At 58.8% G+C, this 25,424-nt stretch carries 20 protein-coding genes; 11 read left to right on the forward strand and 9 right to left on the reverse strand.

Annotation, left to right across the window (positions count from 1 at the left end; translation table 11 throughout):
• Positions 1 to 314: 314 nt before the first annotated feature.
• Positions 315 to 623, reverse strand: a complete 309-nt coding sequence (locus NW828_RS05910; RefSeq protein WP_238376787.1) for a gas vesicle protein GvpV — start codon at positions 621 to 623, stop codon at positions 315 to 317.
• Positions 624 to 723: 100 nt separating this feature from the next.
• On the opposite strand from NW828_RS05910, the gene NW828_RS05915 reads away from it, so the two are divergent.
• Complete coding sequence (locus tag NW828_RS05915) at positions 724 to 1,218, forward strand: pentapeptide repeat-containing protein (RefSeq protein WP_041436747.1); 495 nt, start codon at positions 724 to 726, stop codon at positions 1,216 to 1,218.
• A 14-nt stretch (positions 1,219 to 1,232) separates the two neighbouring features.
• Here the strand turns inward: NW828_RS05915 and NW828_RS05920 are convergent, their stop codons facing one another.
• Positions 1,233 to 1,541: a hypothetical protein gene (locus tag NW828_RS05920; RefSeq protein ID WP_414330858.1), complete on the reverse strand. Its 309-nt coding sequence runs from the start codon at positions 1,539 to 1,541 to the stop codon at positions 1,233 to 1,235.
• 194 nt (positions 1,542 to 1,735) lie between these two features.
• Here NW828_RS05920 and NW828_RS05925 point away from each other — a divergent pair, with 194 nt between their 5' ends.
• The 3 genes from NW828_RS05925 (at position 1,736) to tenA (ending at position 4,584) form a co-directional block, all read left to right on the forward strand.
• Positions 1,736 to 2,467, forward strand: coding sequence for an aldehyde oxygenase (deformylating) (locus NW828_RS05925; protein ID WP_414382454.1), 732 nt, complete (start codon positions 1,736 to 1,738; stop codon positions 2,465 to 2,467).
• Between the two features lie 110 nt (positions 2,468 to 2,577).
• Positions 2,578 to 3,603, forward strand: coding sequence for a long-chain acyl-[acyl-carrier-protein] reductase (locus NW828_RS05930; protein ID WP_414382410.1), 1,026 nt, complete (start codon positions 2,578 to 2,580; stop codon positions 3,601 to 3,603).
• A gap of 321 nt (positions 3,604 to 3,924) precedes the next feature.
• Positions 3,925 to 4,584 (forward strand): thiaminase II, encoded by a 660-nt coding sequence (tenA, locus tag NW828_RS05935; protein WP_011434003.1) that lies wholly within the window; start codon positions 3,925 to 3,927, stop codon positions 4,582 to 4,584.
• Here tenA and NW828_RS05940 read toward each other — a convergent pair.
• The 4 genes from NW828_RS05940 to rpoB all read right to left on the reverse strand — a co-directional run bounded on the left by NW828_RS05940 (position 4,581) and on the right by rpoB (position 14,686).
• Positions 4,581 to 5,306, reverse strand: coding sequence for a uracil-DNA glycosylase (locus tag NW828_RS05940; protein WP_414382412.1), 726 nt, complete (start codon positions 5,304 to 5,306; stop codon positions 4,581 to 4,583). The two genes, tenA and NW828_RS05940, sit on opposite strands and share 4 nt — an antisense overlap.
• Positions 5,284 to 9,120, reverse strand: coding sequence for a DNA-directed RNA polymerase subunit beta' (locus NW828_RS05945; RefSeq protein WP_414382457.1), 3,837 nt, complete (start codon positions 9,118 to 9,120; stop codon positions 5,284 to 5,286). Before NW828_RS05945 ends, NW828_RS05940 begins: the two co-directional genes overlap by 23 nt.
• 135 nt (positions 9,121 to 9,255) lie before the next feature.
• Positions 9,256 to 11,139, reverse strand: coding sequence for a DNA-directed RNA polymerase subunit gamma (locus NW828_RS05950; protein ID WP_414382414.1), 1,884 nt, complete (start codon positions 11,137 to 11,139; stop codon positions 9,256 to 9,258).
• Positions 11,140 to 11,266: 127 nt separating this feature from the next.
• Positions 11,267 to 14,686, reverse strand: a complete 3,420-nt coding sequence (rpoB, locus tag NW828_RS05955; protein ID WP_414382417.1) for a DNA-directed RNA polymerase subunit beta — start codon at positions 14,684 to 14,686, stop codon at positions 11,267 to 11,269.
• Positions 14,687 to 15,276: 590 nt separating this feature from the next.
• Between rpoB and NW828_RS05960 the strand changes: the two genes are divergently transcribed.
• Entirely contained in the window at positions 15,277 to 15,990 is a 714-nt protein-coding gene (locus NW828_RS05960) for a heme oxygenase (biliverdin-producing) (protein WP_414382459.1), read from the forward strand.
• Between the two features lie 47 nt (positions 15,991 to 16,037).
• Here the strand turns inward: NW828_RS05960 and NW828_RS05965 are convergent, their stop codons facing one another.
• Positions 16,038 to 16,568, reverse strand: coding sequence for a pentapeptide repeat-containing protein (locus NW828_RS05965; protein WP_414356737.1), 531 nt, complete (start codon positions 16,566 to 16,568; stop codon positions 16,038 to 16,040).
• Positions 16,569 to 16,728: 160 nt separating this feature from the next.
• Here NW828_RS05965 and pyrR point away from each other — a divergent pair, with 160 nt between their 5' ends.
• The 3 genes from pyrR (at position 16,729) to NW828_RS05980 (ending at position 18,952) form a co-directional block, all read left to right on the forward strand.
• Positions 16,729 to 17,277 (forward strand): bifunctional pyr operon transcriptional regulator/uracil phosphoribosyltransferase PyrR, encoded by a 549-nt coding sequence (pyrR, locus tag NW828_RS05970; protein ID WP_414382462.1) that lies wholly within the window; start codon positions 16,729 to 16,731, stop codon positions 17,275 to 17,277.
• Between the two features lie 12 nt (positions 17,278 to 17,289).
• Entirely contained in the window at positions 17,290 to 18,300 is a 1,011-nt protein-coding gene (locus NW828_RS05975) for a putative 2-dehydropantoate 2-reductase (protein WP_414382420.1), read from the forward strand.
• A 79-nt stretch (positions 18,301 to 18,379) separates the two neighbouring features.
• Positions 18,380 to 18,952: a metal-binding protein gene (locus NW828_RS05980; protein ID WP_414382423.1), complete on the forward strand. Its 573-nt coding sequence runs from the start codon at positions 18,380 to 18,382 to the stop codon at positions 18,950 to 18,952.
• A 1,169-nt stretch (positions 18,953 to 20,121) separates the two neighbouring features.
• On the opposite strand, the gene NW828_RS05985 is transcribed toward NW828_RS05980, so the two are convergent.
• Positions 20,122 to 20,877, reverse strand: coding sequence for an ankyrin repeat domain-containing protein (locus NW828_RS05985; RefSeq protein WP_414382426.1), 756 nt, complete (start codon positions 20,875 to 20,877; stop codon positions 20,122 to 20,124).
• A gap of 459 nt (positions 20,878 to 21,336) precedes the next feature.
• On the opposite strand from NW828_RS05985, the gene NW828_RS05990 reads away from it, so the two are divergent.
• Positions 21,337 to 21,966 (forward strand): DnaJ domain-containing protein, encoded by a 630-nt coding sequence (locus tag NW828_RS05990; RefSeq protein ID WP_414382429.1) that lies wholly within the window; start codon positions 21,337 to 21,339, stop codon positions 21,964 to 21,966.
• Here NW828_RS05990 and NW828_RS05995 read toward each other — a convergent pair.
• Positions 21,963 to 23,375 carry a 2-succinylbenzoate--CoA ligase gene (locus NW828_RS05995; RefSeq protein ID WP_414382432.1) on the reverse strand — a complete coding sequence of 471 codons (1,413 nt, stop codon included), beginning with the start codon at positions 23,373 to 23,375 and terminating at the stop codon, positions 21,963 to 21,965. The two genes, NW828_RS05990 and NW828_RS05995, sit on opposite strands and share 4 nt — an antisense overlap.
• Before the next feature lie 146 nt (positions 23,376 to 23,521).
• Between NW828_RS05995 and petG the strand changes: the two genes are divergently transcribed.
• Both petG and NW828_RS06005 read left to right on the forward strand, forming a co-directional pair.
• Entirely contained in the window at positions 23,522 to 23,635 is a 114-nt protein-coding gene (petG, locus tag NW828_RS06000) for a cytochrome b6-f complex subunit V (protein ID WP_011433989.1), read from the forward strand.
• A 63-nt stretch (positions 23,636 to 23,698) separates the two neighbouring features.
• Positions 23,699 to 25,327 (forward strand): bifunctional pantoate--beta-alanine ligase/(d)CMP kinase, encoded by a 1,629-nt coding sequence (locus NW828_RS06005; RefSeq protein ID WP_414382465.1) that lies wholly within the window; start codon positions 23,699 to 23,701, stop codon positions 25,325 to 25,327.
• Positions 25,328 to 25,424: the final 97 nt, after the last annotated feature.

Genomic DNA, 25,424 nt, shown 5'->3' on the forward strand with positions numbered 1-25,424 from the left:
TGGCCAGGAACTTCTTGAGTTTTCTCTATCTCGTCAGTGCTCTCTTTTGGCTCAAATGAAAGATCAACACAACCTAGCACCCAGGACAAAAACCGGCGGCGACGCGAGATCTGTGGAGAAGAAGTCATAAGCCTGGAAGTTCAAGTAACTGTGCAGCCAGCTTGAGAATGGCTGTTCGCTGGCCTGGATTCTATGGTCGGCTTGAGACGAGCAGCAAATAGTTAATTTGGCTACAAAATCCCCCAACTTGTTGCTTGGGTTGGCTTTGGATTTTCCGATCTTCCAGAGTGATGGGACTTAACCAAGGGGATCCCTCAATACTCGAAGGTCATGGGCGGGAAGCGGGAAGGGCGGGATCTGAGCTGGGCGGGTTCAGAGGCAGGAGCGGGATCCCGAAAGGCTTTTGCCTCCTGCTGAAGGTGTTGCATGGCCTGCTCGATTTCCTGAAGTCGCGCGTGGATTTGCCCTTGCCGCTCTCGAATAAACTCTAGCTCTTGGTTGAGCCGCTGCTTTTCGACAGTGAGCTGCTGCATTTCGGCATAGAGGGCGGATTCGGTTTGGCGGCGAGGGATCGAGCGCAGCTTGGGGCGAGGTCGAGTTCGGGGCACACGGGGCAAGCTCATAAGGGGGGATCCCGGAAAACGGCTTGCGCCTATCCTAGCGTGCTCTTGGCGGCCCTTCTATTCCTAGGTAGGATCCATTCGTCCGGTGTGGAAAACAGCGATGGTGGAAACTGGAGCAGACCTGTTGCAACGCTACGGCAGCGGTGAGCGGGACTTCAGCAACAGCCAACTGGCCGGAGCTGATCTGGCCGGGGCCGACTTGGCCGGGATCGACTTGGGGGGATCCATTCTCCGCCAGGCAAAGCTGGCCTCTGCCAACCTGGAGCGGGCCTACCTGAGCGGCGCCGACCTCAGCCAAGCGGATCTGCAGGGATCCAACCTGCGGCTGGCCAACCTAGAGAAAGCCAAGCTGCAGGGATCCCGATTGCAAGGAGCCAACTTGCGTGGGGCCAACCTGGCGGAAGCGGACTTGAGCGAAGCCGATCTCAGCCAAGCGGACCTGGCAGGGGCCAATCTCACCGGGGCCAACTTGAGAGGAGCCCTTCTTGCCCAGTGCAAACTCAAGCTGGCCAACCTGCGAGGGGCTTGCTACGACGCCACCACTCAGATGGAAGCGGGTGTTACACCGGTGGAGCTGGGCATGGTTCAAGCCTAGAGGGGGAAATGGGGCTAGTCCTCCGGCTCCAAGTCCAGGATCTCCTGAATTTCGGCATCGGTATAGCCCACCGCCCGCAACTTCTCCGATACCGTCTGAATCTCCCCTGGAGACAAATCCTGCTGCCGTACCCGATCCCAGAGATTGGCCACAATCTGCAGCAGCAAACCGCTGCTCTCCGCCTCAAACAGCTCAAAAGCCGTGGCTAGCTCAATGGCCTGCAACACCTCCTCGGCACTGCCAATCGGCTGATCGAGGGATCGTTCCTCCAGCTCCACCAGCAACTGGCGCAGTTGGTTCAGGCCATCCCCAAGAGCAGACATACAGCAGGCTCCACAACGGCACTCGAACCCTCACCCTAGCAGACCCCTATCATTCCGCAAAAGGAATCCCGCCAATTCTGCGGCAGCTACAGCTATTCTGATTAAGAGAGCGATTCAACTGCAATCGAGGCGATTGTCGAGTCAGCATAGACAATCAACAACACCCAAACAACACCGAGAGGAGATGCATGAGTATGGCCCCAGTGAACGTCCTGCCCAATACCCCCCAGCCTTTAGCCGATGAGGGTGGCACCACCTTGGACTATGGCAGCGCGGTTTACCGGCAGGCCTACTCTCGCATCAACGGCATTGTGATCGAAGGGGAACAAGAAGCCCACGACAACTACCTCAAGCTGGCCGAGATGTTGCCGGAAGGGGCAGAGGAGCTGCACAAGCTGGCCAAGATGGAATTGCGGCACATGAAAGGCTTTCAATCCTGCAGCAAAAACCTGCAGGTAGAGCCGGATAGGGAGTTTGCCCGCACTTTCTTCTCCCCTTTGCGCAACAATTTCCAAAAAGCGGCAGCAGCCGGAGACCTAGTTACCTGCTTGGTCATTCAGTCGCTGATCATCGAATGCTTTGCCATTGCCGCCTACAACATTTACATCCCCGTCGCCGATGAGTTTGCCCGCAAGATCACCGAGGGGGTGGTCAAGGATGAATATCTGCACCTCAATTTTGGAGAGCGCTGGCTAGGGGAGCATTTTGGCGAAGTCAAAGGGCAGATCGAAGCGGCCAACGCCCAGAACCTGCCCTTGGTCTGGCAGATGCTGCAGCAGGTGGACCAGGATGTAGAAGCCATCTATATGGATCGCGAGGCCATCGTCGAGGATTTTATGATTGCCTATGGAGAGGCGCTGGCCAACATCGGCTTCAGCACCCGCGAGGTGATGCGCCTCTCAGCCCAGGGTTTGCGGGCAGCATGACCCACCTCAGCATTCATCCTCTGCCGGCGGACTGCAGTTCTAGGCTGGCTACAGGCGGGTATGGACATGTTTTGATGGGATCCATCAGTTATCCAAGCGGGTAAATCTCTATGTTCGGCCTGATTGGGCACTTGACCAGCCTGGCCCATGCGAAGCGGGTGGCAGACAAGCTGGGTTATTCCGAATATGCGGAGAGCGACCTGGAGTTCTGGTGCATGGCTCCCCCTCAGGTGGTGGACGAGATCACGGTAACCAGCATCACCGGCCAAAAGATTTATGGGCAGTACGTCGAATCCTGTTTCTTGCCGGAGATGTTGGCGGGGGGACGGGTGAAGGCAGCTTGTCGGAAAGTGTTGAATGCCATGGCCCTAGCCCAGCGGCGCGGCTTGAACATTACTGCTTTGGGGGGATTTAGCAGCATCATTTTTGAGACTTTTCGCCTCGACAGTCTCCGGCGAGTCCGCAACATTGACTTGGAGATCCAACGCTTTACCACCGGCAATACCCACACGGCCTACATCATCTGTCAGCAACTGCAGTTGGCGGCCCAGCGCTACGCCATGGACTTGGCAGCCGCTACGGTTGCGGTGGTGGGGGCGACCGGAGATATCGGCAGCGCCATTTGTCAATGGTTGGTGGCCCACACTCACTTGGGCAAATTGTTGCTCATCGCCCGAGAGCGACGGCGTCTGGAGGAATTGCAGGCCAAGCTCAAGCAGGGGGAGATCTGTTCGCTGGAAGAGGCCCTGCCCCGCGCTGACTTTATCGTTTGGGTGGCCAGCATGAGCCAAGGCATGGCCCTCGATCCCCAAGTTTTGCCGGATCCCTGTGTCATCATCGACGGTGGCTACCCAAAGAACATCGCCTCCAGCTTGCAGCGAAAGGGACTCTACGTCATTGACGGGGGGATGGTGGAGCACTCTTTGGATATTGAATGGAACATCATGCAGTTTTTGAATGTGGCCAACCCGGCCCGTCAGCTTTTTGCCTGCTTTGCTGAATCCATGCTGCTGGAGTTTGAGGGGCTGTACACCAATTTCAGTTGGGGCCGTAATTTGATCACCCTTGAGAAATTGGATCTGATCGGGCAGCTTTCCCGCAAGCATGGGTTCCGCCCCCTCATGCCCGAAGCCTAATTGAGATTCAAAATGAAGAAAGCCTCAGCCCCAGCAGAGGTGCTGGCCCTGGTCAGGTCAATCACCAATCGAGTAAACTACCCGACACCAACCGCTAGGCGGTACGGAGCGGGCTTTTAGTAGCCCTGCAGTTAGCAAGCCAACCACGAGCTTCTGGGGTGGTTTACTGCACCCCCAATCGACCGTTACCAGTGCCTTAAAAAAAACCGTTTCTGGTGCCCGCAGTATTATTATAGCATTCCTCCCAACACTGACTTTATAGGTACAGTGCGGGGCTCCTGCAATTTCTAGCTGAAGACCAAACGCCGAGAGACGGTCGCCATGCCCCAGTCCTTTACAGCCCACCTTTGGCAAGCCATTCAGCCCATCTACAAGCAAATCCTCGATCACCCCTTCAACCGAGAGTTGGCAGCGGGCAGCCTATCGCGGCAGCGGTTCCAGTTTTATTTGCAGCAAGATGCTCTTTATCTCACGGATTTTGCCCGCGCCCTGGCCTTGATTGGAGCTCGTTCCGAAGGGGCTGAGCAGGTGGTGAGTTTCTTGAACTTTGCCCTGGGAGCCATTGTGGCCGAACGCAGCCTGCACGAAAGCTATTTTCGCCTCTACGACATTCAACCCGAAACAGCCTATGCCCCTGCCTGCTTCGCCTATACCCGTTTTTTGTTGGCTGCGGCGGCTGTGGATCCCTATGAGGTGGCCATTGCCGCTGTGCTGCCCTGCTTTTGGATCTACCGAGAGGTGGGATCCGCCATCTATCGCACCGCGCAGCCTGACAATCCCTACCAACAGTGGATCGACACCTACGCCGGGGAAGAATTTGCCCAAGTGGTGCAGCAGGCTTTGGACATCACCGACTCCGTCGCTCAGCAGGCTACAGAGCCGCTGCGGGAAAAGATGAGGGCAGCTTTTGTCACTGCCTCCCGGTTGGAATGGCTGTTTTGGGACAGTGCCTATCGCCTCGAATCTTGGCAACCCGCCTAATGCTCACCCGGTCGGGCCGGCTTACCAGACAGCAACTGCTGGGCTTGCGCGAAAACGGCATCCAACATCGGCTCCGTCAGCAGCCGTGTGGCCGTGTTGCGCCGGCTGGGATGGTAAGACGCCAGCAAATAGCGACCCTCTGCCAGGGGAATAACGCAGTTGTGGCCAAAGCGGGGACGGGGCCTAAGAGGTGGCAAGAGCGTCAGAGCGTGTTGGAAGGCAAAATGCCCCAACGTCAGGATCACTCGCACCTGGGTTAGCAGCTCCAGCTCTTGCTTCAGGTAGCCCAGGCAGGCCTTGGCTTCTATGGCGGTGGGGCGGTTCTCCGGGGGCACACAGCGCACCACTGCCGAGATGTAGCAATCCTGCAATTGCAGGCCATCCTCTCGGTGGGTAGAGGTGGGCTGATTGGCAAACCCGGCTCGGTACAGGGCGCGAAACAGCCAGTCCCCGCTGGGATCCCCGGTAAACACGCGCCCGGTGCGGTTGCCCCCATGGGCTGCCGGCGCCAACCCGATCACCCACAGCCGCGCCTGCGGATCCCCGAACCCTGGCACCGGTCGGCCCCAGTAGAGCTGGTCGCGAAAACGGGCCACCTTCTGAAGGGCGACTGACTCTCGCCAGGCCACCAAGCGGGGGCAGCGGCAGCAACTGACGATTTCAGCTTGCAAAGTGGCCCACTCCTGGATCCCCAGCGCCCTACTCCTCCTCGTCGTCGTCATCCTCCTCCAGCTCGTCGAAGGCAGGGGTGGAATCGTCGATCAACTGATCGTCTTCCAAGATCAAACGAGGCGGCAGCTCCGGCAACACCGCAGGCTCTTCTTCCTCTTCGTCAGGCTCCGGCTCGGCGGCAATCTCCTCGTAGGTGGTGAAGCCCGTGCCTGCCGGGATCAAGCGCCCGATGATTACGTTTTCCTTCAAGCCGCGCAGCCAGTCGGATTTGCCCTCAATGGCCGCCTCAGTCAGCACGCGGGTGGTTTCCTGGAAGCTGGCCGCTGAGATGAAGCTGTCGGTATTCAAGCTGGCCTTGGTGATCCCTAGCAGGACGGGCGTGTATTTGGCCGGCGCTCCTCCAGTAATGGCCATGGTGGCATTGATCTGCTGGATTTCCCGCAACTCCACCAGCTCCCCCGGCAACAGGATGGTGTCGCCACCATCATCCACCCGCACCTTGGAGGTCATCTGGCGCACCACGATCTCAATGTGTTTGTCGGAGATCTCCACCCCCTGGGAGCGGTAGACGTTCTGCACTTCGTTGACAAAGAAGCGCTGCACCTCCCGCAGAGCCAACCGTGCGGCTTGGTCATCTCCCAAGGTTTGGCGATGGTACTCGTAGTAGATCTCCAAGAGGTCGTGGGGGTTGGCAGGGCCATCGGTTAGGGGATCCCCCACCCCCACCGGCTGTCCATCTACCACGATCAAGCTCTGCCCCGGCAGCACAGGATAGTCTCTAACCGTGCCATCGGCTTCGATGACCTTGAGATCTGGCTCTTCTCCCCGCCAGCTCAGTTGAACGGTGCCGGGCCGCTTGGCCAGAACACACATTTCCTTGGGCTTGCGGGCCTCCAGCAGCTCCTCAATCCGTGGCAGACCCTGGATGATGTCCCCTGTCTTGGCCCGCTCGAACACCAAGAGGGCCAGAGAATCCCCCCGCTGCACCAGATCGCCATTCCGTACCTGCAGGATGGCACCCGCAGAAACCAAGTAGGGCCGCGCCATCCGCAACAGGACTTGGCCGTCCGTTATCTGCATCACCTGTCCTGACTGTGGAGAAGGGATCCCGGGAGCAAGCTCGTCCCCAGCCCGCACCAGCGCCCCCACTTCCACATTGGCTGGGCCCGTCAGGGGCACCTGCACCAGATCGTCGTCGGTAATCACCAGCACCCGCCGTACCACTTCCGCTCCCTGGCGGATCCCTTGGACGATCCCGGCCTTTTTGGCTTGGATTTCGGTGCGGGCGATAACATCTCCGCTGGCGATGGAGTCTCCTTCCTTCACCAACAGCCGCGTGTGGGTACTCCCCTGCGTCAGATCCGCTTCCACGTCGCGGCGCAGCAACAGGGTTTCCAGAATCACCAGTTGCAGGCGGCGAATATCTGGATCCTTCTCATCTTGGATCAGCTCGATATCGGCCTTCAGTTGTGGGGCGTCGGTATCGATTTCCAGCACCAGTTGGGTGCGCAGGAGCTCTACAGGGCCTACCGACTTCACCCGCTCCCCATCTTTGAAGGGAACCCGCTGCACCGCCCGCAGACGAATGGAGCGACCGGACTCGCTGGTGGACTCTTGAGTGGGCACCAAGGGCCGGTCGGGGATCTCGTACTCCTGCACCGGACGCAGCAGCAAGCCTGGGCCTTCGGGAGTTTCCACGTGTTCCAGGTAGACCAGTCGGTCGGGAACGATGCTGCTGAGCACCGGTTGCCCTGGCTGGATTAGGGTGCCACTTTTCACTTCCAAGTCGGCGGGGTTGTCCACCAGATGCAGGGATCCCGGCTTGATGACAATCTCCCGCAGAATGTCGTTCTTCTGGATGACTTCGACAACACCGGCATTCTGGCAAAAGATGTCTTTCACCACCTCAGTGCCTGCTTCCACATACTGGCCATCGTCCACGTTCAGCAGGGAGATGTCCTTGTTCACCTCGTGGGTCTCTTCTGGGATCCACAGCAGGGTGCCGCCCTGGATGACTTCGTAACCTTGCTTGGCCTTGCCGCGCCGTGCCACCTCAATGCCGGCGAACTTCACCAAGCCTCCCGTCTGACTGCGGAAGTGGTTGTCGATCAGCTCCGCCACCACCTCATCGTTGCCCACTTTGGTGCCCGGAGTAGCCTTGAGAACAAAGGTCTGCCCACTGGAAGTGTCCAGCAAAAATTGTTCCCGCCCCTGGTGGGATTCCACCCGTACCCGTGCTTCCCGCAACACCACCGAAGCGTTGATGATCTCCACCTCGCGCCCACTTCTGGTGTCGCTGCGCTCCGGTAGCCGCACAATGCCGCCATGCTCCGTCACCAGCGAGGTTTCGGCGATCACATCCCCCGCCTGCACCCGATCCCCGTTTTTCACCACCGGCTCGGCCCCCGGAGGCAGGTTGTACACCTGTCCAGACATCACCCAGATCAATCCCTGCCGCTGGGCAGTGTAGGTGGTGTTACCCTGGCGGTCAGTCTTCTCCTCGATGGGCAGATCGGCAAAGCGAATTTCTCCAGCCAGGTCGGCCACCACCTCTTTCTGGGCTTTCTCGGTGCTCTTACGGCTGGCCTTGGCCAGGGACACCTCTGCAATCAACTGATCCCGCTGCACCTGGGCTCCGTCCCGCACCAGCAGGGTGGATCCCTGAGTCATGTCGAAGGACTCCCGTTGACCGTCTGGGCCTTCCAAGATGATTTGGTTGTTCACTTCCACCTGCAGGGCATCGTCGCCGTGGCGGGTACGGAAGGGGCGGGTGCGCAGATTTTTCGGGAACCGCACCACACCCGCAAAGGGGGCGCGAATTTGGCGGGCCACCTCCCCTGTAAACACGCCTCCCGTGTGGAAGGTGCGCATCGTCAACTGGGTGCCCGGCTCCCCAATCGATTGGGCGGCGATGATCCCGACCGCTTCCCCCAGATCCACCAGGCGGGAGTGGGCCAAGCTCCAGCCATAACACATCCGGCACACGGAGCGGTTGGCTTCACAGGTGAGGGGAGAACGCACCATCACCTGGCGGATGCCAGCCTCTGCAATGGTTCTAGCCAAGTCGTGATCCACTTCTTGGTTGCGGCGGGCGAGGATCTCCTGGGTTTGTGGATGCACCACGTCGCGCGCCAACACTCGGCCCACCAAGCGCTCCTCCAGAGACACCACCACCTTGTCCCCGTCCATCAGGTATTCCAGAAGGATGCCCTGCTCAGTGCCGCAGTCAGATTCCCGCACGATCACATCCTGAGACACGTCCACCAAGCGGCGGGTGAGGTAGCCAGAGTCGGCGGTGCGCAGGGCCGTATCCACCAAGCCCTTGCGGGCCCCATAGGAAGAGATGATGTACTCGGTAACGGTCAGGCCCTCGCGGAAATTGGTTTTGATGGGCAAATCGATGATCTCCCCCTGGGGGTTGGCCATCAGGCCGCGCATGCCCACCAACTGCCGTACCTGGGAGACATTCCCCCTCGCCCCCGAGTTGGCCATCATGTAGACGGAGTTGAGGGGATCGTTCTGCCGGAAGTTGTTGAGCATCTCCTCTTTGATCTGGTCGTTGATCTGGTTCCAGGTGTCGATCACCTTTTGGTAGCGCTCCACCTCTGTGATTTCTCCACGGGTATAGCGCTCGGTGGCCGCCTCGATCTCGGCTTCCGCTTGCGCCAACAACTGCCGCTTGCTGGGGGGAACGCGCAGATCTTCGACGCTGATGGAGACGGCTGCCTGGGTGGCGTATTTGAAGCCCAGGGTCTTCAGAGCATCCGCCATCTGAGCGGTGCGGGCTGTGCCGTAGCGGGCAAAAGACCAGGCAATCAGGTTACGCAGCTCTTTTTTGCCAATTTGATAGTTGCAAAAGGGCACAGGGGGCAAAGGGGCGTCGGCTTTGTTGCCGTCGGCAGCCTGCCGCGACAGGCCAGCGGAAAATCGTCCTTTTTCGCTCATGATGCCTCGCTAGAGAGAAGGGGAGAGAAGAGCCGTCCTACGGCAGAGGATGAACTACGCAGACAAAATATCCTGCACGGTCTTGTTAAAAATGATCCGGCCCGGCGTGGTGCGAATGTACTGGCTGATCACGTTGCCGTTTTGATCTTCGCGGATACGGCGGTAGTTGGTGATCTTGAGGCGGATGCCGCCCGCTTCTTCGATGATTTGCGGCTCGGACTCTTTTTCGCCCTTGCCCAACTCCATCGGGCCGTGGTAGCGCACCCAGACCTTGCTGTGCAGGCCGATGGCGCCGCGGTCGTAGGCGATGAGAGCATCTTCCAAGCTGGCGAAGAAGCGATCGCCAATATCTGGCGCGTGGGGGTTGTCCGCCGTCAGGTAGTAGCACCCCAACACCATATCTTGGCTGGGGGTGATGATGGGAGCGCCGGTGGCCGGGGAGAGGATGTTGTTGGTGGCCAGCATCAGCAGGCGCGCTTCCGCCTGGGCTTCCAACGACAGGGGCACATGCACAGCCATCTGGTCGCCGTCGAAGTCGGCGTTGAAAGCAGGGCAGACCAAGGGGTGAAGTTGAATCGCCCTTCCCTCCACCAGGATTGGCTCAAAAGCTTGGATCCCCAGGCGGTGCAGCGTGGGAGCGCGGTTGAGCAAAACCGGGTGGCCGTCGATCACGTCCTCCAGCACATCCCAAACCTGCGGGTCGTTGCTTTGGATCAGCTTTTTGGCGGCCTTGATGTTGTTGACGATGCCCCGCTTGATCAATTTGTGGATGACAAAGGGCTGGAACAGCTCGATGGCCATCTCTTTGGGCAGGCCACACTGGTGCATGCGCAGGTTGGGCCCCACCACGATCACCGAACGCCCGGAGTAGTCCACCCGTTTGCCCAACAGGTTTTGCCGGAAGCGCCCCTGTTTGCCCTCGATGATGTCGGAGAGGGACTTGAGGGGACGGTTGTTGGCCCCCGCCACTACGCGCCCCCGCCGACCGTTGTCGATCAGCGCGTCCACCGCCTCCTGGAGCATGCGCTTTTCGTTGCGCACAATGATCTCCGGCGCCATGATCTCCTGCAGCCGGGCCAGACGGTTGTTGCGGTTGATCACACGACGGTAGAGATCGTTGAGGTCGCTGGTGGCAAAGCGGCCCCCATCCAACTGCACCATGGGACGCAAATCCGGCGGGATCACCGGCAGCACCCGCAACACCATCCACTCCGGACGGGATCCGGTGGCAATGAAGTTGTCGATCACCCGCAGCCGCTTGATCAGGCGTGCCCGCTTTTGGCCGCGAGCAGTGGTGATCTCCTCCCGCAGTTGCTCCGCCTCTTTTTCCAGGTCGATATCCTTGAGCAGGCGCTCGATGGCCTCTGCCCCAATCATGGCCCAGTTCTCCGGCAGTTGCAGTTCGGATCCCTCCTCGTACATCTGATCTTCGATCTCGAGGAATTGATCCTCCGTCAACAGTTGCTTGTAAGAGAGATTCTGGGCATTGCCCGGATCCACCACTACGTAGGCGTTGAAGTACACCACTTGCTCCACATCCCGCAGCGGCATGTCCAACAGCGTGGCGATGTGGCTGGGGATCCCTTTCAAATACCAAACGTGGGTGACCGGAGCGGCCAACTTGATGTAGCCCATGCGGTGGCGGCGCACCCGCGACTCGGTCACCTCCACCCCACAGCGCTCGCAGACGATCCCCCGATGCCGTACTCGCTTGTACTTACCGCAGTGGCATTCCCAGTCTTTGGCCGGCCCAAAGATGCGCTCACAGAAAAGACCATCCATCTCCGGCTTGAGGGTGCGGTAATTGATGGTCTCGGGCTTGGTGACTTCCCCCACCACTTGACCATTCGGCAGGGTGCGCTGGCCCCACTCCATGATCCGTTCTGGAGAAGCCAAGCCAATTTTGACGTAGTCAAAGCGTTGCTCTGTTTTGGCCATCGCCATTCTCCTCCTGACTTGCTGCCCTGGCACCTAAACCCAAAGGAAAGGCAAACCCCGCCCTCCTTCGCGGGCTGAATGGGATCCCCGTCGCGTTCGCGTCAGCGGCACGGAGCCCTCTCAACACTCAGAAGTCCTCTTCCTCCTCCTCGTCCTCATCTTCCTCAAGGCTGCGGCTGGCATTCGCGTCAGCGGTGCGGAGCACTCTGGTAAAGGCGGGTGATGGCGAGAGATCCTCAGCCGTAACCGATTCATAGGTGGGTCGAGAGGGAGTGTGACGGTTGGAAGTATCGGCCATCAGATCCACTTCCACATCGTGGGTTTGCCCTTCGCTGTCCACCTCCACCTTGTGTACAGACACATCTAGGCAGAGGGACTGCAACTCCCGTACCAGCACCTTGAAGGACTCCGGCGTGCCGGGTCGAGGGATCGGCTTGCCCTTGACAATGGCGTTGAGAGCCTCGTTGCGCCCCACCATGTCGTCGGACTTGACGGTGAGCAACTCCTGCAGGATGTAGGCTGCCCCAAACGCCTCCAAAGCCCACACCTCCATCTCCCCAAAGCGCTGGCCGCCCTGCTGCGCCTTGCCCCCCAGCGGTTGCTGGGTCACCAAAGAATAGGGGCCGGTGGAGCGGGCATGGATCTTGTCATCCACCAAGTGCACCAGCTTCAGCATGTAGGCGCGGCCCACCGTAACGGGCTGGTCGAAGGGCTCCCCGGTGCGACCATCAAACACCTGGATTTTGCCGCAGTACCTGCCTTCCGGGTTGAAGATCCAGTCCTTGCCGGTCTTCTCTCGGGCTTCCCTCAGCTTGGCCTCCACCGTCAGACGGGAGGCTTCTAAACCGTGCATCTCATCAAAGGGCATCAGCTTGAAGCGCACTCCCAGATGTTCTGCTGCCCAGCCCAGCAGGCACTCGTACACTTGGCCCACGTTCATCCGGGAAGGCACCCCCAAGGGGTTGAGCACCACATCCACCGGTGTGCCGTCCGCTAGGTAGGGCATGTCCTCAATCGGCAAGATGCGGGAGATGATGCCTTTGTTGCCGTGACGGCCCGCGATCTTGTCCCCCACCTGGATTTTGCGCTTGAGGGCAATGTAGACCCGCACCACCATGTTGGCGCCGGGAGGCAGCTCATCCCCCTGTTCGCGGGTAAAGATGCGTACATCCACCACCCGACCGCGCTCGCCGTTGGGCACCCGCAGCGAGTTGTCCCGCACATCCCGAGCCTTTTCCCCGAAAATGGCCCGCAATAGCCGCTCTTCTGGGGGCTGATCCGACTCCCCTTTGGGGGTGACTTTGCCCACCAAAATGTCGCCGGCCTCCACCCAAGCCCCAATGCGCACAATGCCGTTCTCATCCAGGTCCCGCAGGGCATCTTCCCCCACGTTGGGGATTTCGCGGGTAATCTCCTCAGGGCCCAGTTTGGTTTGCCGGGCCTCGATCTCGTGCTTCTCGATGTGTACCGAGGTAAAGACATCGTCGTAGACCAGCCGCTCGCTGATCAAGATGGCATCTTCGTAGTTGTAGCCCTCCCAGGGCATGTAGGCCACCAACACGTTTTGGCCCAAAGCCAACTCGCCCCCTTCGGTCGCCGGGCCATCCGCCAGCACCTGGCCAGCCACCACCCGATCCCCCGTATAGACAAGGGGACGCTGGTTGAGGCAGGTGTCTTGGTTGGAGCGCTGGTATTTCTGCAGGCGATAGACAATTGGATCCCCGCCGTCGTCTGGCCGCACCACGATTTCGTCGGCAGAGACATAGGTCACCACGCCATTGGTGCGCGACACCACCACCATGCCGGAGTCGCGTGCCGCCTGGGCTTCCAGGCCAGTGCCCACATAGGGCCGATCCGGCTTGAGCAGGGGCACCGCCTGCCGCTGCATGTTTGCTCCCATCAAGGCACGGTTGGCGTCATCGTGCTCCAGGAAGGGGATCAAGGAGGTGGCCACCGAGATGACCTGCACCGGCGCCACTTGGACGTAGTGCACTTCTGTGGGGTGGGCGGTGGTGAACTCTTGGCGGTAGCGCACCGGCACCAAGTCGGCAGTGATGCGGCCCTCGGCATCCACCGGCACATCCCCCGGGGCCACGCGGTACTCGTCCTCTTCGTCAGCGGTGAGGTAGACCATGCCCAGATCTTTGCGCACCACGCCGTTCTCGACCCGGTAATAGGGGCTTTCGATAAAGCCGTACTGGTTGACGCGGGCGTGGGTGGCCAGGGATCCAATCAACCCGGCGTTGGGGCCTTCTGGAGTTTCGATGGGGCAGATGCGGCCGTAGTGGCTGGGGTGGATATCCCGCACCGCAAAGCCGGCCCGTTCCCGACTTAGGCCGCCGGGGCCCAGGGCAGATAACCGGCGCTTGTGGGTCAGCTCCGCCAGGGGATTGGTCTGATCCATGAACTGGGAGAGTTGGCTGGAGCCGAAGAACTCCTTAATGGCCGCCACCAAGGGTTTGGGGTTGACCAAAGAGGCCGGGGTGAGGTTTTCCGACTCGGAGACTGTCATCCGTTCTCGGATGATCCGCTCCAGGCGATTCAGGCCCACCCGCACCTGGTTTTGCAGCAGCTCGCCCACGGAGCGCACGCGGCGGTTGCCCAGGTGGTCGATGTCGTCCACATGGCCGATGTCGTACTCCAAATTGATCAAGTAGTCGATGACGGCCAAAATGTCGGTGACGGTAAGCACCCGCACACTTTCGGCTACGTTCAAATTTAACTTTTTGTTCAGCTTGTAGCGCCCTACCCGGCCCAAATCGTAGCGTTTGGGGTCGAAGAAGCGGGATTCCAGCAACTGCTGGCCACCCGATACGGTGGGGGGTTCCCCGGGCCGCAACTTGCGGTACAGCTCCATTAGGGCTTCTTCTTCGGTGTAGGGCCCCTCTTTCTCCATGGTTTTCTGGAAGAATTCGGGGTGGCGCAGGTTGTCGTAAATCTCGGAGTCGCTCAGGCCCAAGGCTTTCAGCAGAACTGCCGCCGAGAGCTTGAGGGTTTTGTCGATGCGCACGCACACCATGCGGTTTTTGTCGGTATCGAACTTGAGCGAGGCTCCGCGGTTGGGGATGAGGCTGGCGCTGTAGGTGCGACGCCCGTTTTTGTCCAGCTCCGATTTGTAATAGACGCCGGGGCTGCGCACAATTTGGTTGACGATCACCCGCTCGGCGCCGTTGATGATGAAGGTGCCCCGATCCGTCATCAAGGGCAGTTCGCCGATGAAGACGTCCATGTCTTTGATCTCGCCGGTCTCTTTGTTGATCAGGCGAGTGGGCACCCGGATCTGCGCTTGATAGGTGGCGTCTCGCCGCTTGGCCTCCTCGGGGTCGTAGCGGGGGCGGTTGATCTTGTACCCTTTGGAGGGATCCCCAGGGCGATATTCGGGCAGGAAATGCAGTTCCAGCTTGCCGGTGTAATCGACGATGGGGGAAAAGCTGAGAAGCTCCTCTTCAAACCCTTCTCGCAAAAACCACAAGAAACTCTCCCGCTGAATCTCCACCAGGTCAGGAAAGGTAGGAGCGACAGGGGATGGCACTGCTAATTGTGTCATGCGTTGCTCGGGAGGGGTCGCGCTGCAGTCAGGCTTCTCATTATAGAAACCCCGCCAACGATCGTCAACGAACGTTACAAAGGTCGAGGGGCTGTCCGGATCCCTTGAGGGCTCACTTGGAAAATCTCGGCAAAACCGCTGGGGATCCCCTTTTGGCTGCCGGGGCAGGGGCGGTTTCCGCCATGCCTTAAGGATTGTTCACATCCATTCACACTCAGGCAGATTATTCTAATCTTTAACCGTTTTTGCGGATCATCCGCTGCTCCAGCTCGGATTTCCGGTCAACCTTGGGGATCGGAGGGGTGGCTCTGACAGGCTCAGCCGGTCGCCAGGGTGGACGCGGCGCCGGTCTTTGTCGCTTTTGAGATGCACGCTGTTGATGCAGGCTAGGGGGCAAGACGCGGAGCCATCAATCATGAGAAAGGATCGGGAATGGGTTTACAAAGCTTCTCAGGCTGGGGGAACCTCGGGATGGCTTGCGGGTGATCTGCGGGCGATCTAATGAAGCACAGTTTGTTGGCGAGGAGGGTTTTGTGAGTCAAAGCCACAACAATCAGAATAAGAATGATTTGAGTAACCGGGACAACAGCCTGTCGGCCCAGTTGCGAGAGGGCACCAAGCAGTCCCACACCATGGCCGAGAACATGGTGTTTATCAAGTGTTTCCTGAAGGGAGTGGTGGATAAGCGGGCCTACAGCCGCTACGTGGGCAATTTCTACTTTGTCTACAGCGCTTTGGAAGAAGGCTTTGCCCAACTGCGAGAGCACCCCCTGGTGGGCCGGCTCTACTACCCAGAGCTGTGGCGCAAGGCCAGCCTGGAGAAGGATTTAAATTATTTTGTTGGCCCCAACTGGCGCTCTTTGGTCAAGCCCTCCCCTGCCTGCCAGGTCTATGTCAACCGCATTCGGGAAGTGGTGGAAAAAGATCCGCTTCTGCTGATCGCTCACGCCTACACCCGCTACATCGGCGACCTGTCGGGCGGCCAAATCCTCAAAAACATCGCCCGCCGGGCCATGGGCTTGCCGCAGGGGGAAGGAACGGCCTTCTACGATTTCGAGCAGATCCCTCATGAGGGCAAATTCAAGCAGCGCTACCGCGCCCAGCTGGATGCGTTGGAGCTGGATCAAACCACCATCGACCGCATTGTGGCAGAGGCCAACTATGCCTTCAAGCTGAACATGGATCTGTTTAGGGAGTTGGAGGGCAATTGGCTGTTGTCGATGGCCCGCTTGGCCTGGAATTCGCTGCTCAGCCAGTTTCAACGCAAGCCCGCCCGTTCTGAGGCAGCCGCTCCCAGCTCCTGAGCCCTAGATTCCAGATCTCCCCTCTCCCAGAGGAGAGGGGGTGAGGATCAGTCACATTCAAGAGTGTCGCGGGTGGCCCGACCAGTTACAGGGTTAACGCCGGTGGCCCGTTCACAGAGGATGGAGAGGGCGTCTTGGCGTATTAAGGCATTGGTGAAATCGGCCCCATCAATTTGGATCCCTTCGACTCGGGCCAGCCACATCATGCTGTCCTGCAGTTGCGCTTCTCGCAGATCCGCACCCTGTAGGTTGGCCATGTCCAAAGTGGCCCCGCGCAAGTCGGCTCCGCGCAAGTTGGCTTTGCTGAGATTGGCCCCGAATAGGTTTGCCCCTGCCGCCTTCACGTGGCTGAGATCGCTTTGGCGCAGGTTGGCCTTGAGAAACTTCCAGCCGCTCAGGTCTTGCCCTGCAAAGCTCACCCCCTGCAGATCTCGTTTGGTGTAGTCCTCTGCCTGGGCCGGGGATCCCAGCGGAGTAACCCCCAGGCAGAGTATCAGCCCGCAAAGCACCATCCCCCGCAGGAAACGGCTCAGCCAAGACCGCCTCGCCAGAACCGAAGCCAACCAAGCAACAGACATCGTGGATCCCTCCCTCAAGGAAACCTCCATGGCTTGGGAATTGCTTCTGGTTTTATCTTACCGGATAGGGATCCCGCCGGCAGGTTGGGCTATCTTAAAGTCTTCTACTAAAGTCTTCTACAGACCAGATCCGCGATTGGCGAGGGGGCGACAGGGATCCATGTCCGAGATCGAGGTCTTCGATGCGGAGCAGTTGGCCGGGCTGATCGAGGGTCTGGCAGAGGCGATCGGCAGGGATCATCCCCACCTCCAAAAGTTGACGTTGATCGGCATTCGCACCCGGGGAGTCCCCTTGGCCTACCGCCTGCGGGATCGGATTGCCACTCTGCTGGGGATCCCGCCCCAAGTGGGGGAGCTGGACATCACTTTTTTCCGCGACGATTTGAGCGCCGGCGGGTTGCGCACCCCCGATCGCAGCGAAATGCCGCGTGACCTGACCGGCCAAGAAGTGGTGCTGGTGGATGATGTTATCTTTCGCGGTCGCACCGTGCGAGCAGCTTTGGAGGCTCTAAACCACTTTGGGCGACCGGAACGGGTGCGATTGGCGGTGTTGATTGACCGGGGTCACCGACAGTTTCCCATCCAGCCCGATTACTGCGGTTGTCAGCTTTCTACAGAACCGGAGCAAACGGTGAGAGTCCATCTGCGGGAAACCGATGCAGAAGAGCGGGTGCTGTTGATAGACAAAACAGCAAAGTTTATACCCTGAGCCGGCGCTGGTGTGCGGTATTTTGGGGATGACCTGCTAAAACTTGCCGCCATGCCTCGGTTGCCGGAAACTCGCCGTTACGCTGTTTTGGGTACGGGTGCTTTGGGAGGATTTTATGGGGCGAAATTGCAACAGGCGGGCTTTGCGGTGCATTTTCTGCTGCACAGCGACTATGAGCATGTTCGCCAAAACGGCCTCTGGGTGCAGTCCTGCTGGGGGGATTTTCATTTGCCCCAGGTGAATGCCTACGCAGCCGTGGAGGACATGCCGGCTTGCGAAGGCGTGATCGTGGCTTTGAAAGCCACCCAAAATGCGCTTCTGCCGCACTTGATCCCGCCTGTGTTGGCCGAGAATGGCGTGGTGATCTTGTTGCAAAACGGGCTGGGGGTGGAACCCGAGATTGCCGATTGCGTTGGCCCAGAGCGGGTCATGGGGGGCCTCTGCTTCATCAGCTCCAATAAGGTTGGCCCCGGCCACATTCACCATCTGGATTACGGTTCGGTGCTGCTGGCAGAGTACGGCCCTGGCTATGCCCCCCAAGGGATCACGCCCCGCCTTCAACAAGTTCAAGCCGATTTTCAACGGGCAGGGATCCCGACTTCGCTCTCACCAGATTTGATGTTGGCCCGCTGGCAGAAACTGGTCTGGAATATTCCCTTCAACGGCCTCTCGGTGGTGTTCAATGCCGATACTCAGCAAATGATTCGAGACCCTGAGGCCCGTGCTTTGGCGGAAACGCTGATGCAGGAGGTGATACAGGGAGCTGCAGCTTGTGATCGCCTGCTTCCCGACTCCCTGATCCAAGAAATGCTCACCAATACCGAGAAAATGGCCCCCTACCGCACCAGCATGAAAATCGACTATGAGCGCAAACGTCCTCTGGAACTGCAGGTGATCTTCGGCAACCCCCTGCAGTACGCTCGACAAGCTGGGATCCATCTGCCACGGGTTGAAATGCTCTACCGACAGTTGCAGGTGTTGGATCGCCTGAATCGAGGGATCCCTGGGGAGCAGCAGGCTTAGGTTTTTCAAGATCCGGCGGAGCGATCCCAGGGCTGGAGCAGGCTTTCTCCTTTGCTTGCGGGTAGACTGAGCCGCAGTCGTGTACTGTTGCTCTGGCTTTATGCCGCTGGGATCCACCCACGATCGCATTACCCTCTGGACGGCCCCCGGCATCACCCTAGCCGCCGGTGTGTTGGGGAACAGCACCACAGTTGCCCTGGCTGTGGGATCCGCCTATCTGTTCAGCGGCCTGATGTTTTCTGGAGATCTGGACACCTGTTCCCGACAGTATCAACGCTGGCTGTTCTTGCGCTGGATTTGGCTGCCCTACCGCAAGTGGATGCGGCATCGCTCCTTTTGGTCTCATGGGCCGATTGTGGGCACCGCCGTGCGGGTACTGTACTTGAGCCTATGGGCAGGAGGAGCTGGCCTGCTGGGGGCTTGGCTGGGATCCCGGTTGGGCTGGTGGATGTGGCAACCCTGGGTGTGGGGCAGCGATCTCTGGAAATTGCTGCAAGTTCACGCCGAGATGCTCTTTTGGATTGGGATGGGGTTGGAACTGGGATCGGTGAACCACAGCCTAAGCGACTGGATGGTCTCCCGCTGGAAACGCTGGCGCAGAAAACGCCGTCAGGTTCGATCTCCTGCCAGGCGACTCAGCTATCGTGGCTAGGGATCCATTGGGCCAAGGTTTGATTTTTCGCCCGCCACGGCATTTGAATGGCAGTGAGGTTACCTACTGTTCCGCAACGCGTAGTCATTTATCTCACCGTCAAGGTGAAACAAACGACCGGTTGCTTCCTGCTAAGGCCTCCGGCCCGCTACGCGAGCAGTTGAAATAGAGGGTAATAAGAACCACGACTGCTATCAGCCCCTCACCCCCCCTTGAACCTGTGCTGTGCCCACAACTCCGCGACCTATCCTCTCAAGAGGGCTGAAACTGCAAATCTTGGCCAATTACCCTTTAGCCCAGGTACTCTGCTTGTGGCCATTTCGATTCAAACTGGGACACTGCACCCACACCTAAAGCCTTGAATACAGGGAATCAGAAGGCTCTCCTCAGTAGCCCAAGCGTCTCACCCTAACTTGAAACGACTACTTGAAGCAGTTTTGTCAAGAACATTTCCTCTTACGTTGGCTAGGTATTGCGATTCAATCTCAATAAAGCTATGCTGTTACTCAGTTGAGTGGTGGAGTCATATCCATCAGTCTTCCTCTCTTGTCTTGGATGTGGCAGGGATCCTGTGCTGGCAGAGCTGGCCATCTGCGTCAGCAGGGATCCCTTTTTCTCCTCTCCAAGGCTAAGCAAGGTTCTGTGCTAATGAGAGTCAGAATCAGTTGATAGAGAGATTTTTTGCTTGCTCATGTCAATCTGTGGAGGTGGCAGTGTAAAGGAGCAACAGCGGCTGAGGGTTATGGCTTTGGAAGGGGGCAATCTGGCTTCGGGAACCGGAAGACAAGACCGAATACAAAGATTGCTGCTCTAGTTTCCTTTGCAAACTTGTCAGAAGCTAAGGAAAAAGACCAACCTTTTGGGACAAACTGTCTGTCCTATGTCTTGTTTTGTCGTTCAAAAATTTATGTTGGGCTCAAGAGAAACTCTAGAAAAAAGTTGAATCAGGTGGAAGAATCAGTTAGAATCTAGCTGGCGTTAACGCTAACCGCGACGAAGAGACTGGAGGGAGGAAAGCCTAACAGCCTCTCTCCTTTTTTCTGTAGGGGTTACCCTCACTCTCAAACCCCATCTCATGAGAAGGGGGGAAGACCAAATACCCTATGACTTGAAATAGCAGCATTTTCATTAACTTTTGTTTTACTCTCTATGCCAAACTTGATACTAAGCTAAAGAGTTGCTCCTCGATCTTGTAACCATTGAGCAGCCAGCCTGTGTTGGCGTTTTTGTGCATAGGCTAAGGGGGTATGCCCATCTTCATTGCGAGGGTTTAGTTCGGCTCCATTTTCCAGCAAAAGCTCCAGGATTTGGATATGCCCTTCCCAAGCAGCCCAGTGCATCGGTGTCGCCCCGAATCGGTTGCGCGCATTGGCATTGGCCCCGTACAAGAGCAGAAAGCGAGCGATGCCCAAATCCCCTCGGGTGGCGGCTTCATGCAGAGGGGTTCGGCCTGTTTCGTCAGTGGCATCCACCGGCGCTCCCTTGGATAGTAGGCGGGCCAGAATGCTTTTTCGACCGGTGGCTGTGGCCCAGTGGAGAACACGACCGGTGTTGGCTCCCTTTTGGATGAGCAGACCGATTACCTCCGCCTGATCGGTTAAAGCAGCCCGATGGAGAGGGGTATAGCCATAGTTATCTGGGAGATTGATATCACTGCCTGCCCTCAAGAGACGCTCCACCAGCTTGACCTGACCGCTGTCGGCAGCCAAATGGAGAGGGGTAGCACCTGTGGGATCTAAGGCATTGGGGGAGGCGCCATGGGCCAAGAGCAAATCCAACAGTTCCAAATCGCCAAGGCGTGTCGCTTTATGAAGCAAAGTCATTCCCTGAGCATCGACAGCATTCACATCTTCCCCCCGCTGCAAATGGGCCAATAATTGTTTTAGATCTCGATTGGCAAGAGCTTGATGAAGCGCTTCACTCATAACAGATAGAAATAAAAAAGCCAAGTTGCAATGAAGTTGGGCAACAGGAAGGGATCCTCGATAGGCCGGAATGGAGGCTCCAAACAACTTGGCCAAAGTCTAACACTGGATCCCTGCTGCTGAGGGAAGCGGGAGAACCAAGCGCTTGGTGGGATCCCTTGGTCAAGCCGGGGCCGCAGCGATAGACTAGAGCTGGTTTTTGGCCAGGTCTTTTCCCGATCCCTTAGCTTATGGGGGTGTGGGGGTAGCTAAGCCCCGCACTGTACCCGTAGGGTCAGTGCCGGGATACAGATACCCCCACATGGTGTATGATGGGAGCAGTTGCACAAAACGGCTTTTGCCGGAATCTGGTGCAACTACGCGGTGGGACATCCCGTGTCTGCTCGCTGAGGGTTCTTGCGAAAGCTCCCCGATGAAGCGAGAAGCCCACGCTGTAACCGTAGGGTCAGCGATGGGAGTATGTCACTTGCGCCACCGTTTATGGATTACTACGCGATCCTGAACCTATCTTCTGCAGCGGACATTGAAGAGATTAAACAGGCGTTTCGACGGTTGGCGCGGCAGTTTCACCCTAATGTGGCAGGGGAGGGATCCCGAGAGCGTTTCCAACAAATCCACCAAGCCTACCAAGTGCTGAGCGACCCTGAGCAGCGGCGGCGCTACGATGCACAACGTCAATCTGCACAACGTCAATCTGCACAACGTCAATCTCCACCCAGCTCTCCTGCTGCCGGCGAAAGGCGGGTGGTCATTCGCAGCATAGGCCCCTCATCGGCAGAGCAGCCCAATCCGGAAGGGCTCAAGGAGGGGATTGCCCGCGTCAAGGCAGCCTGGCGGGAGCGGAAGTTGCCCACGGCGGTGGCCCAGGCGGAGGCGCTGCTGAAACGGTTTCCCAACTCCAGCGAGGCCATCCACATCTTGGCGTTGGCCTACCAGCGCTTCGGCAACCATTTGATCTACGAGGGGCGCTATCAGCAGGCGGAAGCCTACTTGAGAAAAGCTTTGGCCACGGAGCCGCACAACCGAGAATTGGCCTTTGAAATCAAGCGAGATTTAGCCCGTCTGGGCATTCGGGAGGGATCCCGCTAACTTGCCTGCGTTGGGATCCCCAACGTCTGAGCTGCCCACTGCCGGAGTTGTTGGCGGTTGACTTTGCCCTGAGGGTTGCGCGGGATCCCCGTACACCACAGCCAGTGCTTGGGGTGCTTGAAGGGACTCAGTTGGCGGCTTAGGTGTTGCTTCAGGTGCATTTCCAGCTCTTTGGGGATTGCCGGGATCCCCGTTTTGGGGACGACCACCGCCACCACCTGCTGCCCCCATTCGGCATCCGGTAGGCCCAACACGCACACATCTTCCACCCAGCCGCTGGCTCGGATCTCCCCTTCCACTTCTGCAGCCATCACCTTTTCCCCGCCGGTTAGGATTAGGTCATCGGCTCGACCTAACCAATAGAGGGATCCCTGTCGGTCTAGATAGCCCAAATCGCCGGGGGTAAAGCCTTGCTGTTGCCCTTCGCGTAAGCGGTGCGTAGCACTTAGGTGCGGGTAGTAGCCCAGTGCCAGCGACTCTGCCTGAATGTGAATGTAGCCCACAGCATGGCTGGGCAGGGGATCCCCTTTTTCGCTGCGGATCTGGAGCGTGGCGTGGGGCAGAGGCCGACCCAGACTGTCGCTCCCTTGCCAAAAGGCTTCTGGCAGTAACGTACACACCTGGGAGGCGGTCTCGGTCATACCGTAGGTGAGGGCAAGGGGAAGGTGAAGTTGCCGGGCCTGTTGCCGCAAGCTGGGCCAGGTGGGGCCACCGCCGACCAAAATGGCCCGAAATTGGCGCAGGCTCTCCAAAACTCCCGGATGGGCGCTGAGCAACAGCCGTTGCAACTGAGTGGGCACCAGCGATAGAAAGCTCCCCGGCAAAGGGGGATCCCAAGACTCGGCCTGCTGTTGCCGTTTCCAATCCCAGACAACCCACTGCCCACCGCTCAGCCAGGATCGGACTGCCTGCATCAAGCCGCTGACGTGGTACAGGGGCAGAACGCAATAGCTGTGTACAGGCCCAACGGCAAAGTGCTGTTGGTGGGCTTTGGCCGAGGCACTGAGGGTCAGCCAAGAGTGCAGGGCCCATTTCACTTGGCCGCCAGAGCCACCCGTGGGGATGCCGATCAACGGCCAATGGGAGCTGGGCAAAACTTCCCGCAACTCTCGCAGGCGCGGATTCAAGGGGGCGGGATCCCCTTCCAGCCGTCCCTGGCGCCAGCACCAGCCGGATCCCATATCCGCCAAAGCCTGTCCCCATTCCCGTTCTCCCCAGTGGGGATTACCCAGGAACAGCGGGATCCCCAAGCGTTGGCAGGTCAAAACTGCCGCCCACACCTGCACTGGATGCGAGTCCGCCACCAGCAGGGGAACGGCCTTGTCTGCCAAAGGGCGCAGTTGCTCTTCCAGTTTGGACAGGCACTCCTTCAAGTCTCCGCCATCCCCGGACAAGACAATTGACCTCATGGGCTATGGGTATGCCATCTCAACGGCTTCGCGGATCCCCTGCATTTTATTAGGGGATCCCCCCTCGATTTCCTTGGCAAGGAACGGTGAGGATAGGTTTGGGCTTGGCTTATCATGATCTAGGTTTGAACTGGGAGGTCTGTGTTGTGATCGAGCCGATTTTGTTGGGGATCGTCTTGGGCATGGTGGTGGTCACCTTGGCGGGCTTATTCGTGGCAGCCTACAGGCAATATCAACGCAGCAACAAGATCGGCCTGTAGGAGCAGCCTTTGGGGGGGTTGGAGAAAACCCATAGGGGAGAGAGAGATTGAGGTGGCATGGCGATGCACTGGCTGCGCACAGTTGCTGCTTTGCGGGAGCAGGTAGCCAATTGGCGGGGATCCACCATCGGCTTGGTGCCCACGATGGGATCCCTGCATGAGGGCCATCTCAGCCTAATCCGCCGCTGCCGGCAAGAGTGTGACCACACGGTGGTCAGCATTTTCGTCAATCCGCTGCAATTTGGCCCCAACGAAGACTGGGATCGCTATCCCCGCGACGAAGAGGGGGACCGAGCTTTGTGCGAGGCAGCAGGTGTGGATGTGGTCTTTGCCCCTGACCCGCAAGAGATGGGAGCCGACCCCGCAACCGGAAGCGACCGCACCTGGGTCATGCCCCCCAAATCCCTTCTGCAGACCCTCTGCGCCCCCCACCGACCTGGCCACTTTCGCGGTGTAGCCACCATTGTGCTGCAACTGCTGAACCTGGTGCAGCCGCAGCGGGCCTACTTCGGCCAAAAAGACGCCCAGCAACTGGCGATCATTCAGCGTTTGGTTCGGGATCTGCAAATACCCACCACGATTGTTCCCTGCCCCACGGTGCGAGAAGCCGATGGCCTCGCCTGTAGCTCCCGCAACCGCTACCTTTCTGCTGCTGAACGACAGGTGGCTGCCGGGCTGTACCGGGCCTTGCGTCGGGGATATGACCATTGGCAGGCCGGGGATCCCTCAGCAGAAGGGATCCTTGCCGCCGCCCGTGCTGAGCTGGAGCATACCCCAGAGCTGCAACTGCAGTACCTGGAATTGGTGGATCCCCAAACGCTACAGCCGCTGCCGCGGGTGGAAGACAAGGGCCTGCTGGCCATTGCTGCCTATGTGGGGCAGACTCGCCTGATCGACAACCTGCTCCTTTCCCCAGAGCAAGGGGATCCCTCGCCGGAGAGAGCCCAGCATGCGGCACCGCCCTCTTCCGGCACGACCTCTCCCCCGCGTCGCCCGCTGATTGCCATCGACGGCCCGGCTGGAGCCGGAAAATCCACCGTGGCGCGGGCAGTAGCCGCCCAGCTGCAGCTTTTGTACTTGGACACGGGGGCCATGTATCGAGCCATCACCTGGCTGGCACTGCAACGGGGGATCCCTTTGGACGATGCCGAGCAACTCACCCAACTGGCCGCCCAAACCCAGCTCACCCTGCAAAGTGGCACCTCTTCGACAGAGCCGACCCGCATCTGGGCCGATGGCGAAGAAATTACCCAGGCCATTCGCTCTCCGGAAGTGACCCGCTGGGTCTCTCACGTGGCGGCAGTGCCGGGAGTACGCCAGGAGCTGGTGAAGCGGCAACGCAGCATTGGCCGGGATGGCGGTGCTGTCTTGGAGGGGCGGGATATCGGCACCCACGTCTTTCCTGATGCAGAGCTGAAGGTTTTCTTGACCGCTTCTGTTGGGGAGCGGGCGCAGCGTCGGCAACACCAACTCCAAGCCCAAGGGCAAATGGTGCCTCTCGAAGAATTGAAAGCGCAAATCGAGCAGCGGGATCGCCGCGACAGCGAACGGCTCATCTCTCCCTTGCGGCCTGCCCCCGATGCCATCTTGATCGACACAGATCACCTGAGCCAATCCGAGGTGCAAGACAAGATTGTCATGTTGTACCGGCAACTTTTGGAGCGATCCGGCTCCGCCCATTTCGATCAGTAGCCTTAACTCAATCAAGAACAAATCAACGGGATGAATAAGATCTTCGAGGAGCTGACTGGCTTGAGCAGCTTGGGTTTAGTCCCTCGACGCCACCCAT

Origin of the sequence: Synechococcus sp. W55.2, from assembly GCF_047461635.1 — a bacterium.
GTDB lineage: Bacteria > Cyanobacteriota > Cyanobacteriia > Thermostichales > Thermostichaceae > Thermostichus.

Coding starts and splice junctions, on each gene's coding strand:
- NW828_RS05910 (WP_238376787.1), bottom strand. CDS start 623: ATGAGCTTGCCCCGTGTGCCCCGAACTCGACCTCGCCCCAAGCTGCGC.
- NW828_RS05915 (WP_041436747.1), top strand. CDS start 724: ATGGTGGAAACTGGAGCAGACCTGTTGCAACGCTACGGCAGCGGTGAG.
- NW828_RS05920 (WP_414330858.1), bottom strand. CDS start 1,541: ATGTCTGCTCTTGGGGATGGCCTGAACCAACTGCGCCAGTTGCTGGTG.
- NW828_RS05925 (WP_414382454.1), top strand. CDS start 1,736: ATGGCCCCAGTGAACGTCCTGCCCAATACCCCCCAGCCTTTAGCCGAT.
- NW828_RS05930 (WP_414382410.1), top strand. CDS start 2,578: ATGTTCGGCCTGATTGGGCACTTGACCAGCCTGGCCCATGCGAAGCGG.
- tenA (WP_011434003.1), top strand. CDS start 3,925: ATGCCCCAGTCCTTTACAGCCCACCTTTGGCAAGCCATTCAGCCCATC.
- NW828_RS05940 (WP_414382412.1), bottom strand. CDS start 5,306: ATGACGACGACGAGGAGGAGTAGGGCGCTGGGGATCCAGGAGTGGGCC.
- NW828_RS05950 (WP_414382414.1), bottom strand. CDS start 11,139: ATGGCCAAAACAGAGCAACGCTTTGACTACGTCAAAATTGGCTTGGCT.
- rpoB (WP_414382417.1), bottom strand. CDS start 14,686: ATGACACAATTAGCAGTGCCATCCCCTGTCGCTCCTACCTTTCCTGAC.
- NW828_RS05965 (WP_414356737.1), bottom strand. CDS start 16,568: ATGTCTGTTGCTTGGTTGGCTTCGGTTCTGGCGAGGCGGTCTTGGCTG.
- pyrR (WP_414382462.1), top strand. CDS start 16,729: ATGTCCGAGATCGAGGTCTTCGATGCGGAGCAGTTGGCCGGGCTGATC.
- NW828_RS05985 (WP_414382426.1), bottom strand. CDS start 20,877: ATGAGTGAAGCGCTTCATCAAGCTCTTGCCAATCGAGATCTAAAACAA.
- NW828_RS05990 (WP_414382429.1), top strand. CDS start 21,337: ATGTCACTTGCGCCACCGTTTATGGATTACTACGCGATCCTGAACCTA.
- NW828_RS05995 (WP_414382432.1), bottom strand. CDS start 23,375: ATGAGGTCAATTGTCTTGTCCGGGGATGGCGGAGACTTGAAGGAGTGC.
- NW828_RS06005 (WP_414382465.1), top strand. CDS start 23,699: ATGCACTGGCTGCGCACAGTTGCTGCTTTGCGGGAGCAGGTAGCCAAT.